Raw genomic sequence first — 14,582 nt, forward strand, 5'->3', positions numbered from 1 at the left:
GCGGCCGGCTCTCCGCGCCTACCCGCGAGTCCGGCTCTCGAGCAGCGCGAGCCCGCGGCCGAGGGCGCGCGCCGGCGCGAGGTCGAGCTCCGCCGGCGCGTGATCGGCGCTCGCCCGAGGCGGGCCGTCGCGCTGCGCGGCCCTGCTCGTCGGATCCATCTCCGCGCGGGCGGGGGCCCGGACGAGGACTCCATGGCCGGCGAGGGAGGCGAGCGTCGCCTGGAGCGTCGCGCGCTGCGCTCCCTCGACCGCGGACGGCGAGCAGAACACCGAGGCGACCTTGCCGGCGAGATCTCCCGAGGGCAGCCTCGATCCGTCGAGGAAGCGCCGGATCTCCGCGCACATCGCGCCATAGCGCGCAGGCGAGCCGATGGCGATGCCGTCCGCCCAGAAGAGGTCGTCTTGCCGCGCCAGCGGGACGGAGGCGAGGTGTTCCCGCGCGGCGCGGATCCGCTCATTCGCCGCGCTCCACCGGTCCTCGATCGCCGTCAGATCGGCGACGCGCCGGAGCCGCACGGTCGCTCCGGCCTGCTTGGCGCCCTGCGCGACGGCGGCCGCGAGCGCGGCCGTGCCGCCATAGCGAGAATAGAAGATCACGGCCACGTTCATGCCGAGCGCGCATGCAGCCCTCATACCGCCGTGCTCCGATGGCCGGAGCGCTCCATGCCGTATCCGATGAGCTCGCCGCGCGCCCCGTCATGGCATCGTCGAGAACGGCATGAGCGGCCCGCTGGCAGGCCCTGCAGCCGTGGATGACGCACGGCGCAGAGCGCGCGGCGCGATTCAAATTGCGCGTCGCGGCCCCACGTTTTATGGCTCCTTTGATGGTCCGGAGCGGATTGCGCAGCGGCGGCGGCGTCGATGTCCCGTGCGCCCCCGGAAGGGGGGGCGGCGCGGAGCGGGGCGATCCGCCGGCCTCGGCGCCGAGCCCTCCGGGCGCGATGGGGCGGAGGCTCGCCGAGCAGGGCCCCTCCCGGCGGAAGACGATCTTCATCATCGAGGACGATCCAGGCGTCTGCGATGCGCTCGTGACCGTCCTGCGCGATGAGGGATACGATGTGATGACGGCCGGGGACGGCGCGGACGCGCTGGCCAGGCTCCGCGAGGGGCCGACGCCGGCGCTCATCGTGCTCGATCTGATGATGCCGGGGATGGACGGATACGCGTTCCGCGCAGAGCAGCTGCGCACGCCCGCGATCTCCGACGTCCCCGTGGTCGTGCTGACGGCGGGGGCGGCGCCGCGGGCCACGGAGCTCGGATCGGTCGACATCCTGAAGAAGCCTGTCGATCTCGTCGCGTTGCTCGACGTGGTCGGTCGCAACACCTGAGTCGGCGCCGGGACGCCCGAAACAAACATCGCCGAGAGCGCGGCGCGACGGGCGCGTTACAGCGCTCGTTTCCGCTTGCCGGGGCGGCGGTGCGTGCGTCATACGCAGCTCACCGCACGCGGTCGACAAGGGGCGTGATCATGTCGATGGCCCGGCGAAGCATCCTTTGCAGCGTATCCATGTTCAGCCTCGCTGCGCTCCCCGGATTGTCGGGCGGCTGGGGCGCCGCGCCGGACGGCGACGCGCCGTTGCCGGCGTCGGGGGACGCTCCATCGCCGGCCAGCGAGGTGTCGAAGACGGTATTCCAGCACGGCGTGGCGAGCGGGGATCCGCTGCCCGATGCCGTCATCCTCTGGACGCGCGTGACGGCGGGGAAGGCGGGCGCGGTGGCGGTGACATGGCAGATCGCGCTCGACGCCGGCTTCACGCGGATCGTGGGCTCGGGGGCGCTCCTGACGGACGAGGAGCGCGATCACACGGTCAAGGTCGACGCCGGCGGGCTCGACCCAGGGAAGACCTATTATTACCGGTTCATCGCCCTCGGCGGATCGTCGCCCGTCGGGCGCACGAGGACGGCGCCGCGCGGCCGCGCCGGGCGGCTGCGCTTCGCCGTCGCGTCGTGCGCGAGTTATGCGCACGGGCTGTTCCACGGGTACAGGCACATCGCCGCGCGCCTCGACCTCGACGCGGTGATCCACCTCGGCGATTACATCTACGAATTCGGCGCCGGCCAGTACGGGAGCGCGCGGCATTACGAGCCAGCGCACGAGATCGTGACGCTCGCCGACTACCGCGCGCGTTATGCCCAGTACCGGCGCGACAGGGACCTCCAGGCGGCGCACCAGCAGCACCCGTTCATCACGGTCTGGGACGACCATGAGCTGGCGAACAACACCTGGAAGGGCGGCGCGGGGAACCACGCGTGGCCTGCCGAGGGGGCGTGGGAGGAGCGCAGGGCGGTCGCGCAGCGCGCCTACGCGGAGTGGATGCCGATCCGCGAGCGCGGCGAGGAGCTGCGCTGCGCCGGCCGGATCTGGCGCGCGCTGCGCTACGGCGATCTCGTCGACCTCTTCCTGCTCGACACGCGCGCCTGGGGGCGCGACCGGCAGGCCGACCCGGGCGATCGCGCGGCGATCGAGGCGCCGGCGCGGACGATCCTCGGGCGCGATCAGGAGGCGTGGCTGCGCGCGGAGCTCGCGGGCTCGACGGCGGCGTGGAAGGTCATCGGTCAACAGGTGCTGATGGGCCAGCTCCCGCAGGACCTGAACACGGACGCGTGGGACGGGTATCCGGCGGCGCGCCAGCGCTTCTTCGAGCTCCTCGACGAGGAGCGCGTGCGCGACGTCGTCGTGCTCAGCGGCGACACCCACGCGTCGTGGGCGATCGATCTCGCGCCGGCGCCGCTCGATCCGGCGCGCTACGACGCCGCGACGGGCCGGGGCGCGCTGGCGGTCGAGATCGCGGTGCCGGGGATCACCTCCCCGTGGCTCACCGAGGAGCAGGCCCGGGCGGCCGAGCCGTTGTTCCTCGCGAACCCGCACGTCCAGTACGCCGACCTGTGGCGCCGCGGGTACGCGATCCTCGACGTGACGCCGGAGCGCGTGCAGGGCGCGTGGTTCCTGTACGATGCGCCCGAGCGCCCGCAGGTCGACGAGGTGTTCGCCGCGGCGTTCGCCGCGCGCCGCGGCGAGAGCCACCTGCGCCGCGAAGAGGCGGCGGCGCTCGCCATCGACGACCCGCCCGAGGCCGCGCCTCGGGTGAGCTGACCTGGAGCCGGCGTGCGGCGGGCCCGCGAAGCCCGCGAAACCACGCGGATTCTCCGCCGGCTGGTGGTACGATCCGTCCCCGCGATATGCCGTACGGGCGTTCTGCTGGTCCTTTCGCGAGCTTCTGGCTCGCCGTCGCCGCGATCGGGTGTGCGGGCGAGCGTCCGTCGCAGCCCGAGGGGTGGGACAGCGCGGTGGCGTTGCGACCGGCGCGCGATCTCGACGCGAGGCCGGGGGTGCTCGAGGTCGATCTGACGGCGCGCGTCGAGGACGTGGAGATCGTGGCCGGCAAGAGGACGCCGACGTGGACCTACAACGGCGGGCTCCCCGGCCCGCTGCTGCGCGCCCGGGTGGGAGATCGCGTGATCGTGCACCTCCGCAACGAGCTGCCGGCGCCCACGACGGTCCACTGGCACGGCGTGCGTTTGCCGGCGGAGATGGATGGCGCGCCCGGGCACAGCCAGCCCGAGACGCCGTCGGGCGGCGGCTTCACGTACGACTTCGTGGTGCCGGACGCGGGGCTCTACTGGTACCACCCGCACGTCGACTCCGCGGTGCAGGCGGGCAATGGCCTCTACGGCCCGCTGCTCGTCGAGGATCCGGACGAGCCCGCGGCGCTCGGCGACGAGCTCGTGCTCGTGCTCAGCGACATCACCGTGCGCGAGGACGGCTCGCTCGAGGACCCCGAGGCGGGCGGCAACCTCGGCACGCTGTTCGGGCGCGAGGGCGACATCCTGCTCGTCAACGGGCGCGTCAACCCGGTGATCGGGGCGCGCGCCGGGCTCAGGCAGCGGTGGCGCATCGTCAACGCGGCCAAGTCCCGCTATTACCAGCTCCTGATCACGGATCACCGCTTCACCCGCATCGGCGGCGACGGCGGGCTCCTGGAGCACCCGGTCGAGGAGGACAGGATCCTGCTCACCCCCGGAGAGCGCGCCGACGTGCTGGTGACGCCGCGCGGGGCGCCGGGCGCGACGCTCTCGGTGCGCTGGGTGCCCTACGATCGCGGCTACGGCGCGACCTTCGGGAGGCCCGAGGTCGAGGCGTTCCGGCTGCGCCTCGCGGACGAGCCCCTGGCCGAGGGCGATCCGCTCCCCGCGATCGCGCGGGGCATCGAGGCGCTCGACACGGCGGCGGCGAGGCGCGTCGATCTGCAGCTGACGCGGGAGGAGGGCCCGGGCGACCTCGTGATGGGCATCAACGGCGTGCCCTCCTGGGAGGCGGAGCCGCTCGTGGCGGCGGTGGGCGAGACCGCGGTGTGGACCGTCGAGAACACGATGGAGTTCGATCACCCGTTCCACCTGCACGGCTTCTTCTTCCAGGTGCTCGGCGCCGATGGCCAGCCGGTGAGGCCGCTCGCGTGGAAGGACACGGTGAACGTGCCTGTCGACGGCGCGGCGCGCTTCGCGGTGCGTTACGACAACCGGCCCGGCATGTGGATGTTCCACTGCCACATCCTCGATCACGCCGACGCGGGCATGATGGGGATGCTGCAAGTCGTACGTTGAGAGCGTTGAGCGCGTTGAGCGCGTTGAGCGCGGTGAGCGCGGTGAGAGGCGGCGGCGGGGGAAGGCGGCGATGCGCGCGGAGCGGGACGCGGGAGGCGGGCGGCGCGCGGTTGGATTGATAACAGCGCTGTAGAAAAACAGGGGCTCTGTCGGTATCTCGCACAACACAACACCTCCGCCGCGGCGGGCGGGGGCTTCGAGGCGCGGAAAGGCATGATCCCGAGACGGGGACGCCCTGGATCGGGTAGGATGGGAGCGTGGTGGATCTCGATGTGATCTCGGACCGAACCTACGTGGCTGCGGGGGCGGACTTCGCGTTCGTGATCACCCGGCGGGGGCGGGTCGTCACCAAACGCGTGCCGCGCGACATGCCCAGGGAGGGCCGCAGCCAGATCGTCGAGGCGGCCCTGAGCCTCGGGGAGCGGGGGCGGCTCGGGTGCGTCGAGCTGCGGCGCGAGGATCTGGTGCCGTACGGGGGCGCGGCGCCCGTCGACGTGTACTTCGGCGTGGCCGCCGAGGCGATCCTCTGCGTGGTGATGCCCACGTGGGCGGACCGGCGGGACGTGGCGTCTGCGATCGAGCGCGGCCTGCGTGCCATCGACGAGGGGACCCCGGCGGCGCCGCAGCCGATCCGGAGCGCGCCGCGGCGCACCCGGTCGCGGCCGCGGGGGGAGGCGGTGCCTGCCTCGGCGCGCCGGCCGGTCGGTGAGGTGCGCGAGGTGCCGCCGGCCATCTGCGGGGCCGCGGTCGTGTGCGAGGCGCCGGCCCCGGCCTCGTGGCGCCCGCCGCCGCCGTCGCCGCCGGCCCGCAAGCGGAGCGCCGTCGCGGGGCTGGCCCTCCTCGCCAACGGGGGGCCGCCGCGGTCGCTGGCGCGCCCGGTGGCGCTGCGCGAGGCGCCGGCGCCGCCCGGGGCGCCGGCGCGGCCGGCCGGGTCGCTGCCGGACATCCGCATCGGCGAGGCGGCGCTCGGGCGCGAGAGCCTCGACGCCATCGGGCGAGAGCTCGGCGGGGCGTGGCCGTCGGCGCCCGAGATCCGGGTCGATGCGGCGCCGGCGGGGGAGGGGGACGCGGCGGCGGCGATCGGGGTGGAGATGCCGGAGCCGGCGCGGGCGGGATCGATGCCGGAGGCGGTGCGCCTCGAGCTGGTGAGCATCAGCCGCGAGAGCCTGATGGAGATCGCGGCCGAGGAGGGGCGCATGGCGGCGGCGGGGCCGAGGCCGTGGGTGCCGCTGGTGCGGCCCGCGCAGGTCACGCGGCCGTGGGAAGAGCCGCCCGAGGAGGCGGGGCGCATAGGCGAGGCCTAGAGACGATACCCCGGATCGCGGGGGAGCTTGCCGTCGACGCGAAGCACCTTGACGTCATTGCCCGCTGCAGACGCGCGAACGAAGCCGATCGCTCCGTCCACCCTGCCCACGATCCAGACGACCGTAGCCGCGTTCGGCACGCCTTTCGGCGGACCGGATTGGCCACGAATCTTGCGATCGATCCAGTAGAGACCCACCTCCTCGGGTGACATGCCGAGGACCGCCTCGTCGAAAGCGATGCGCTCTGGAGCGGACCTGGGATAGGTGATGGGCACCAGCAGCTTCCCGTTCACCATGACCTGGCTGCCCATGTACGCGCGCTTCAGATCTCCGAACGAGATCCCCTCCGCGGGGAAGCTCTTCGAGACGACGATCGCCAGAGGTCCCAGGTCTCCCGCGCCGTACGTCTCCTCCGGCGCTGCCGTGACCACCGCCGCGAACACCAACGCGCACGACGTCAAGAGGGTTCTTCGAGCGATCATGCTAGAAACTCCACGCGGCCTGCGTGATGAACTGATCCAGATCGATGCTCTTCTCTTTCAGGTAGGGCATCCATACATGCACGCCCACGACCTTCAGCACGACGTTCTCCGTGGGGCGTATGTTCAAGCCCCCGACGATATCGCACGCCTCGTACACGAAGCTGGATTTGCCCGTGCGATCGTATTCGAAGCCGAACCAGGGCATGATGCCGTACCAGGGCAATCGATAACCCGTCTGAAAGTAGAAGCCCCAGCCACGGTTGTCAGGGGTCCATGTCCCTGGCGTAAGGCCGGCAGGCCGGTGGTCGTCGTCGTAGCGTACATCATGCATGATGTACTCGGACTGGAACAGGAAGCCGCCCCAGGTGTACTTGAGATCTGCGGCCAGGCCGAGCTCGTCGTACCTCGCGGTGACCGGGAAGCTGGTAGCGAACGCGCCGTCCTCCAGCGTCGTGACCTGCCCGGCGTCGGTGTAGCGGCCCTTGTAGCCCGATGTGCCGACGGCGACGTTGCCGAACGGAGTGTCTTGCCGTAGCCAGAGGCGCCAGCCAACCGCCTTGTTGTTGTCCAGGTCCATGTAGCTGTCGACCGGGCCACGGCCATTGGACAGCGTAAGGTGGTACCCTATCTGCGTGTCACCGATGCCATGACTTCCATGCGCTTCGATGCCGGTTTGTCGCTGGGGCAGCCACTCGGAGCCGACGATATAGGGTCGCGTGACGCTCAGGATGACGGGTGTCCCGTGGTCCACGTTCCAGATCCCATACGGGGTAAGCCACTGTCCGAGCCGGACGTTGAAGAGAGGATGGGCGGCGTATTCGAGCCACGCGCGCTCGATGATCACCCCGCCCACCTTCTTCGGCCGATTGAAGTCGGTGTAGTCTGGAAAGGCAGCGCTGATACGGGCGCTCTGGAACGTCGCCGGGTCGGTCACGATCGCCCCGTCCGGCAGGTAAGTGAAGCGGAGCTCGATCAAGGAGCGGAATTTCTTGCCCAGGTTCGAGTCGAGGTAGACGTTGAGATTGCCGACGTAGAACGTCGGGTTCGGGCCCACTCCGGTCAAGGCCCCGGAGGTCTTCTCGTCGCTGAGCAGCGTGGCGAAGGTGAAATCAGCGAAGCCGTAGACGCTGAGCTTGGTCTCTTCGGAGGTGAGCTCCTCCGCGACTTCCTCGCCGGCCAGCGCTTGAGTGAGCGATTCTCCGCCGGCTCCCGGCGCAGCGCCCGCGTCGACCGGGCCGGCAGCCCCTGCCTGTGGTCGAGGCGCCGCGGCGCTCGAAGCCGGGCTGGCCGCCGGCGAAGGTGTGTTTGCTGCGCCCGGCTCTGCGCTCGCGGCAGGTTGAGCCGGAGGCGCCGGCTCCGGAGGTTGAACGGCGCCCGAGCCGTCCGGTGCCGGAGCCTGTCCGGAGGGGGCCGCCGGACCCGTGGCCTCCGCAGGCGTCGGAGCTGCTTGTGCCGCCGCGTACGACGACCCGAGCAACAGCGCGGAGGAGACGGCGAAGGCAAGGTGAACGGGCACGCCGCGGAGCTCAATGGATCGCGTCTTCAATTGGGGCAGCTCCCTTCCGCGACGCACTGATATTGCTCGATCCCATAGGCGGTAAGGTCGCAGCACACGGTGCCGGTGAAGCAATTGTTCGGCGAGAGCGTGCAGCCTTGGACCTGACACCTTTGCGTCAGATGGATATTGCAGTACGTGGCCTCGGTCCCCGCGCAATCCGCGTCGCCGGCGCAGGGCTTCCCCGCGCCGATCGGCGGCCGGCGACAGTAGGATGGGGTGACCGTGAGGTCGCACATGTACCCACCCGCGCAGTCGGCGGAGCCCTCGCATCCCTGGCTGGTGCAGTAGCCGCTGGTCCCCGAGACGGCGTGACAGGTGTTGTAGGTGGCTTCGGGGCAAGGCGTCGTCGCGGTGTCGCACGCCGCAGCCAGGCCGGCCGGGGTCGGCGTGCATGGCGCCCCGGCGGACGCCCTGCTGAACCCGGTCGCGCATTCGCACGCCCCTGTCGCTCCGGTCACCTCGTTCTCGCCACACGCCGTGCAGGACGCCGCGGCGTCGGCGCGGCCATATCCGGCTTTGCAGACGCAGCCGCCTGGCCCGACCTCCTCGTTCTCGCCGCAGCGCACGCAGCCCGCCGCCGTCGCAGCATGACCCTCGGCGCAGACGCAGACCTCAAAGTACTCCGACTCGGCCCTGATGGTCTGGCCAGGTCCACAGGGCTGTTCGCTGTCGTACACGCAACCAAGGAACGAAAAAGCAACGGTATTGACCATCAGAAAGACTCGACCCCATCGGCGTGACGCCGAGGGGGGAGGTCCATGCAGCAGTCTCGCAGACATCACGCTCATTCCTTGTTGTTGGGTTCGTTACACAACCTTCGAACGAAGAGCTTGCAAGAGGAGCGAACCTCTCTGTTGTCGAGCCCACCGGAGGGCAGCTCGACTGTCGCCGTCGTGGCTGGTCTGCCCAGATCCCAGCGTGCCCGTCCACTGCGGCCATGCCCCCGAACCGTCCGCACATGGACGATGCTACAGAGATCGGCGGCCAGTGGAAGACGTAATCTGTGCACCTGGGACGGCGGCTCGGCGCAGGGCGACCCGAGCTCGCGCTGCGCTCCGCGGAGCTGCGTGGCCTCTTGCAGGCGTCAAGCGGGACCGGCTGCGCGCAGGTGTGAGCGATCGCGCTACACGTAGGGCTGTCGTCGGCGCCGCCTCGATCTCGGGCGCATGACGTGACGCGAAGCGCGTCGAGGTGACGGGGCGCGGCGGGCGCGCTGGCGCCGCCGCCGGGGCGCTCAGGGGCTCATCGTGGCGACGAAGACGTCGGCGCCGGCCGCGTGGGGGATCGGCCCGGTCCCGAAGTCCGTCGGTCCCTCGGCGGCGCCGGTGATGGCGATCGTGCCGTTCGGAGAGACGGTGATATCGTTCGCGCTCGCGTCGAAGCTGCTCGTCCAGAGCGCCGTCCCGGCCGCGTCGAGCCTGGAGAGCCCGTCGCCGGCGATGACGATGCCGCCGGAGCCATCCAGGGCGATCGCATCGCCGAACGGGATCGAGCGGCTGAAGACATGCTCGCCCGCGGCGTCCAGCTTGACGAGCACCGGGCCCTCGGGGAGCACGCCGCCGCCGAAGTCGACGGTCCCGTCGGTGTAGGCCGTCAGGAGGATCTCGTCGTCGGCGGTGAGCGCCAGCGCGAGCGCCGACGCTCCGAGCTCCGCCTCCGAGGGATCCGAGGGACCGAACTGGCGGCTCCAGACCACGCCGCCGGCCGGGGTGAGCTTCTGGACGGTGAACCCGTGAGGGCAGGGGCAGGACGGCTGACCGGAGATGGACGCGCTCGTCGTGATCACATCGCCAGCGCCGTCGACCGCGAGAAGAACGTTGTCGCTCTGGTGCTGGTAGTCGTTGTGGGACGGGATCGCCGTGGCGAGCGGTTGAGTCCAGAGGATGTTCCCTGCGGGATCCAGCTTCGCCAGGGAGGGAGTCGACGGGGGCAAGAGCGGGGCAAACGCCACATAGGCACTCCCGAGGGCGTCGACGGCGAGCCGCCCGAAGAGCTTGTAACCGAACCAGTCCGACGCGACGGACCTCTGGCTCCAGATGTGATTCCCGTCGGGGTCGAGCTTGGCGACGAAGATCGCTTCTTCCCAGCCCGACGCCTGGAGCGCGCAGCCGCCGAAGCTCACGGCCGACATCCCTTGCCAGTAGTTGCCGGCTAGCAACACATTGCCACTTCCGTCGACGGCGAGGGTACGGCCGGTCTCCGGCAAGTCGCTGCCGAAGCGCTTGCTCCAGAGCAACGCGCCGGCGGGATCGAGCTTGAGGAGGAACACGTCCGTGTCGCCTGCGCTGGTCAGCGGGCCGGCGCCGAAGTCGACGCTACCTTCGAAGGTGCCGATGACGTAGTAGTTGCCTGCGGCGTCGCTCGCGATGGACCAGCCGACGTCGGCGCCGGCGCCGCCGTATCCCCGCGACCATGGTGGCTGCGGAGGGCAATGGGGCTCGCCGTCGCAGCTCTCGTCCTCCGGTGTCACACAGACCTCCGCGGCGGGCGTCACCTCGCCGATGCAGGGCCCATACCCGGCACCCTCGGGGAGGCATGTCTGCGTGCCAGGAGCGCAGCGCCCGACGCCCCGGGTCCCGGCGGGGCCGGTGTAACATGCGACGACCGAGCCTGGGACGCACGTCGCCGGCGCGTCGCCGCCGGCGGAGCCGCCGCCGTCACCGCTCGATCCTGCTCCGCCGCTGCCGCCGTCATCGTCGCCGCCGCTCGCCGGCGGGTTGAAGACGGCGATGTAGGCGTCGTTGGCACCTCCATAGGGAATCGGGCCGGTCCCGAAGTCCACGGGGCCACGCGCGAGACCGGTGGCGGCGATCGCGCCGTTCGGGGACAGGGAGATATCCTTCGCATCTGCATCGAAGTCGATCGACCAGAGCTCCGTCCCGCTCGCGTCGAGCTTCGCAAGGCCGCGTCCGGCGGCGACGATGTCGCCGGCGCGATCCAGCGCGATCCTGTCGCCGAAGCGGACCGAGCGGCTGAAGATGGGCTCGCCCGCGGCATCCAGCTTGAGGAGGACGGAGCCGGCGGGGAGGGGCCCGCTGCCGAAGTCGACGGATCCATCCGTCGTGCCCGTCACGAGGATCTCGTCCGCCACATCAATCGCCACGGCGTGCGCCGTCACGCCGCCGCCGAACACAGGGTCCGTGCTGGATTCGAACTGTTGCACCCAGAGCGGCTCGCCGGTCGGCGTGTACTTGGAGACCACGAACCTGGTTGCTATGCCCTCGAAGCTCACGCCGTGGGTCACCACCGCCACGGGGTTGCCGGAGCTGTCGAGCGCGAGCCGCGCGTCGCGAACAACTTCTCCTGGCAACCTCTCCCTCCAGAGGGTGGCCTTGCTCGCGGCGTCGATCTTGATGAGCTGGGCGTGCTCCCACTGGAGGTACAAGACGTACATATCGCCGCGTGCATCGACGGCGATCTGCTCGACGGAGTGCACCGCCGGAAAGTCGTAGGGACCATGGCTCCAGATGTGATTGCCGTCGGGATCGAATTGGGCCACGAAGAAGGATATCAACGGGGCGATGTCTGAGACGGGGAGGGCACACCCGCCCAGATCGATGCTCGAGTGCCCGTACGCGTCCATGTACACGCCGGTGAGGAAGACGTTGCCGTTCTCGTCGACGGTCACGGCGCCCCCCCGCTCGTCGCGCTCGGTCCCGATGTGCTTGCTCCAGAGCACCGCGCCCGAGGGATCGAACTTGATAAAGAGGATGTCCGCCTCTCCGGCGCTGGTCACGGGGCCGGTGCCGAAGTCGATGGTTCCACTGAAGGTGCCCGAGACGTAGTAGTTGCCCGAGGCGTCGCTCGCGACGGAGAAGCCCTCGTCGACGCCAGGGCCGCCGAAGCCCCGCGCCCAGGCCGGCGGCTGAGCGCAGTGGGGCTCGCCGTCGCAGCTCTCGTCCGCCGGCGTGGCGCAGCGCTCTCGGGCGGGCGTCACCTCGCCTGCGCACGCGCCGTAGCCGAAGCCGTCGGGGCGGCAGGTCTGCGTCCCGGAAGCGCAGCGCCCGACGCCCTTCGTCCCAGCAGGACCGGTGTAGCAGGCGACGACCGAGCCTGGCACACATGTGCCCGGCGAGCCGCCGCCACCGGTCGAGCCGCCGTCGCCGCCGCCACCGGTCGAGCCGCCGTCGCCGCCGCCACCGGTCGAGCCGCCGTCGCCGCCGGTGCCGGTCGAGCCGCCGTCGCCGCCGCCACCGGTTGAGCCGCCGTCGCCGCCGGTGCCGGTCGAGCCGCCGTCGCCGCCGGTGCCAGGCGCGCCGCCGGTGTCAGCTGAGCCGCCGGTGCCGTCGGTGCCAGCTGAGCCGCCGTTGCCAGCTGGGCCGCCGGTGCCGCCGGTGCCAGCTGAGCCGCCGTCGCCGCCGGTGCCAGGCGCGCCGCCGTCGTTTGATCCTCCCGCACCCTCTGTGACGCTGCTGCTGCTCGCCCCCGGAGAGCCGTCGCTGCCGCCTGTGCCTCCTGCACCGCCGCCACCCCCGCCGCGTCCGATGGGCTCGCACGCGGTGAGGCCAACCAGGGCCGTGATTGTCAGTGCGGATGCTGCCCGCAGGCAACCCTTGAGGCTCCAACCACGACGCGCAATGTGTTCGGCCATGGCCGCTTCGTTGCGCGACATGAGCCGCATATTCATCAGGCTTCCACGCAAAAGCGGCTCGACCTCTCTCTGGCCCTGCGACCCCCCGTCCCGCGACGCTGACGTGTCCTCCTGGGAGCGTTCGACACAGCTCGGCGACAATGGGTTGACCAGGCCAGAGGCGCCGCCATGCCGGAGCCGCGGGATGTATGATGTTGACGTCGATGCCGCTCAGACCGCGCACCCAGCCCCGCTGGCGGGGCGCTCGGGGCGGTCGGTCCTCCTGAAGCGAGAAGCCACTGGACGATTTTTCTTTTGAATGAACCTGTGTACTCTTTCACCTCAAAACCTGCCTTCGCACCTCGAGAACGATGACCTGATCCCCTGCAAGCGGATCAGGACAGGCAATGACGTCTCTGACACGGAAATGTGGAACATGATTCATAAAATTGCCGTTTCAGCGGCGCGCTGGTGGCGAGGGGCAGTCCAGTGTAAAGCGAATTTTCTCATGGAGAGGCACGGCGCATGAACCAACAAGCTCGAACCGCTTTCTCGGTATTGCTCGTGGCAGCTTCGATGGGCGCGGCCGGGCCGGCCTATGCCGGCGTGTCCGTCTCGGGGAATGTGACGCCGGCTGTCGCCGACCCGGGCGACCCGTGGGATCTCGGGGCGAATGCGCTGGTGGTCGGCAGCGCGCTCAACGATGAAGAGCCGATGGGAGAGGTGATCGTCAGCCACCAGGGGACGTTGATCAGCGCCGGCGCCTCGGTGGCGGCGGTCCCCTACTCCAGCGGCAGGGTCCAGGTCATCGGATACGGCTCGCGGTGGATCAACCATGGGCAGCTCGCGCTCGGGCTTCGCACAGGCGCGTCCGGCTCGCTCCTCGTGCGGCGGGGCGCCCAGGTGACCACCGACGACCTCGTGCTCGGCGTGCGCGGCTACGCGGCCATGGGATACGTGCTCGTCGAGGGGTACGACGCCTCCCTGACGAGCCACACGAACGCGTACATCGGCCGCTCGGAGGAGCTCAGCGTCCTCGAGATCAAGCAGGGAGGGAGCTTCTTCTCGAACAACGTATTCATCGCGACGTGCCAGATCTGCCAGGGCGACGTGAACGTCACGGGCTCCGCGACGAGGTGGGTCAACACGGGCGAGTTCGTCGTTGGCGCGAACGGCGGCGCGAGGCTGCGCATCGAGCAGGGGGCCCAGATCTTCACCGCGAACGCGCAGATCGAGACCCGTCCCGGCGGGCCCTACAACTTCGCGAGCTCGGCGATCGTGAGGGGCTGGGACGCCACCTGGACCAACGAGGGGCTGCTGCGCGTCGGGGCCGCCGGCCATGGCGAGCTCACGGTCGGCGCTTATGGAACCCTCGTGACGGAAGAGACGGAGATCCGCTCCACGTACGGCCACGGGTTCGTCTGGGTGAACGAGCCCTACGCGTCATGGCGCAACAGCGGCGATGTGACGATCTACGCGACCTTCTCGATTTCCCCGTCGCTGCTCGTCGACGGGCGAGGCAAGGTCAGCATCGGCGGCCTCCTCCGGATCACGCCCTTGGTCGAAGGCGCAGCGCCTGGCCCGGAGCCCATCGTGCGCCTCACGCGCGGGGAGCTCGCCGCCGGCGCGATCGAGATCGAGGCGCGCGACTTCGACTTCGCCGGCGGCCGTCTGAGCACTGGCAGCTTCGTCGGCGATCTCGCCAATACGCAGGCCGGCGTGCTCTCCGTGGGAGAGGTCTACGCCTCGACGGACGTGGCCGGAGATTACAGCCAGGGCCCGAGCGCCACGCTGAGCGCCACCGTCGCGGGCCCGGGCGCCGCGCCGCTCCTGGTCGTGGACGGGGACGTGAGCCTCGATGGTGTGCTGGAGGTGGTCCCGGCGGACGACACGGCGCCGTTCCAGGCCGGGGACACCGTCGTTCTGCTCGGCTGGAGCGGAGAGCTCACAGGGACCTTCGCCGACGTGCACATCGCCCTGCCGCTCGCCCCCGGGCTCGCCTGGGACACCTCCGCGCTGTACACGACCGGAGAGATCACCGTCGTGCCTTCCGCCTGAGCGGAGGC

At 70.6% G+C, this 14,582-nt stretch carries 10 protein-coding genes; 5 read left to right on the plus strand and 5 right to left on the minus strand.

Annotated elements, in window-relative coordinates:
• Window positions 1-18: 18 nt before the first annotated feature.
• Window positions 19-633 (minus strand): NAD(P)H-dependent oxidoreductase, encoded by a 615-nt coding sequence (locus tag WMF34_RS06280; RefSeq protein WP_012233811.1) that lies wholly within the window; start codon window positions 631-633, stop codon window positions 19-21.
• 191 nt (window positions 634-824) lie between these two features.
• Between WMF34_RS06280 and WMF34_RS06285 the strand changes: the two genes are divergently transcribed.
• The 4 genes from WMF34_RS06285 to WMF34_RS06300 all read left to right on the plus strand — a co-directional run bounded on the left by WMF34_RS06285 (window position 825) and on the right by WMF34_RS06300 (window position 5,906).
• Window positions 825-1,328 (plus strand): response regulator, encoded by a 504-nt coding sequence (locus tag WMF34_RS06285; RefSeq protein WP_157906476.1) that lies wholly within the window; start codon window positions 825-827, stop codon window positions 1,326-1,328.
• Between the two features lie 179 nt (window positions 1,329-1,507).
• Window positions 1,508-3,094 carry an alkaline phosphatase D family protein gene (locus WMF34_RS06290; protein ID WP_049876178.1) on the plus strand — a complete coding sequence of 529 codons (1,587 nt, stop codon included), beginning with the start codon at window positions 1,508-1,510 and terminating at the stop codon, window positions 3,092-3,094.
• A gap of 86 nt (window positions 3,095-3,180) precedes the next feature.
• Window positions 3,181-4,602, plus strand: a complete 1,422-nt coding sequence (locus WMF34_RS06295; RefSeq protein ID WP_012233814.1) for a multicopper oxidase family protein — start codon at window positions 3,181-3,183, stop codon at window positions 4,600-4,602.
• A gap of 257 nt (window positions 4,603-4,859) precedes the next feature.
• Window positions 4,860-5,906, plus strand: a complete 1,047-nt coding sequence (locus WMF34_RS06300; protein WP_437992723.1) for a hypothetical protein — start codon at window positions 4,860-4,862, stop codon at window positions 5,904-5,906.
• On the opposite strand, the gene WMF34_RS06305 is transcribed toward WMF34_RS06300, so the two are convergent.
• From WMF34_RS06305 to WMF34_RS06320, 4 genes are all read right to left on the minus strand, one after another.
• A complete protein-coding gene (locus WMF34_RS06305; protein ID WP_012233816.1) occupies window positions 5,903-6,388 on the minus strand; it encodes a hypothetical protein in 486 nt (161 codons plus the stop codon). The two genes, WMF34_RS06300 and WMF34_RS06305, sit on opposite strands and share 4 nt — an antisense overlap.
• A gap of 1 nt (window position 6,389) precedes the next feature.
• Window positions 6,390-7,934 carry a hypothetical protein gene (locus WMF34_RS06310; protein ID WP_157906478.1) on the minus strand — a complete coding sequence of 515 codons (1,545 nt, stop codon included), beginning with the start codon at window positions 7,932-7,934 and terminating at the stop codon, window positions 6,390-6,392.
• Entirely contained in the window at window positions 7,931-8,659 is a 729-nt protein-coding gene (locus tag WMF34_RS06315) for a hypothetical protein (RefSeq protein WP_437992724.1), read from the minus strand. The genes WMF34_RS06310 and WMF34_RS06315 overlap by 4 nt, the downstream gene beginning before the upstream one ends.
• Before the next feature lie 521 nt (window positions 8,660-9,180).
• The gene (locus WMF34_RS06320; RefSeq protein ID WP_437992725.1) at window positions 9,181-12,537 is read right to left on the minus strand and encodes an outer membrane protein assembly factor BamB family protein; all 3,357 of its coding nucleotides are present in this window, start codon (window positions 12,535-12,537) and stop codon (window positions 9,181-9,183) included.
• A gap of 543 nt (window positions 12,538-13,080) precedes the next feature.
• Between WMF34_RS06320 and WMF34_RS06325 the strand changes: the two genes are divergently transcribed.
• Entirely contained in the window at window positions 13,081-14,574 is a 1,494-nt protein-coding gene (locus WMF34_RS06325) for a hypothetical protein (RefSeq protein WP_437992726.1), read from the plus strand.
• The last annotated feature ends 8 nt before the right edge of the window (window positions 14,575-14,582 follow it).

Origin of the sequence: Sorangium sp. So ce145 (assembly GCF_051525985.1) — a bacterium.
GTDB classification, from domain to species: domain Bacteria; phylum Myxococcota_A; class Polyangia; order Polyangiales; family Polyangiaceae; genus Sorangium; species Sorangium cellulosum_B.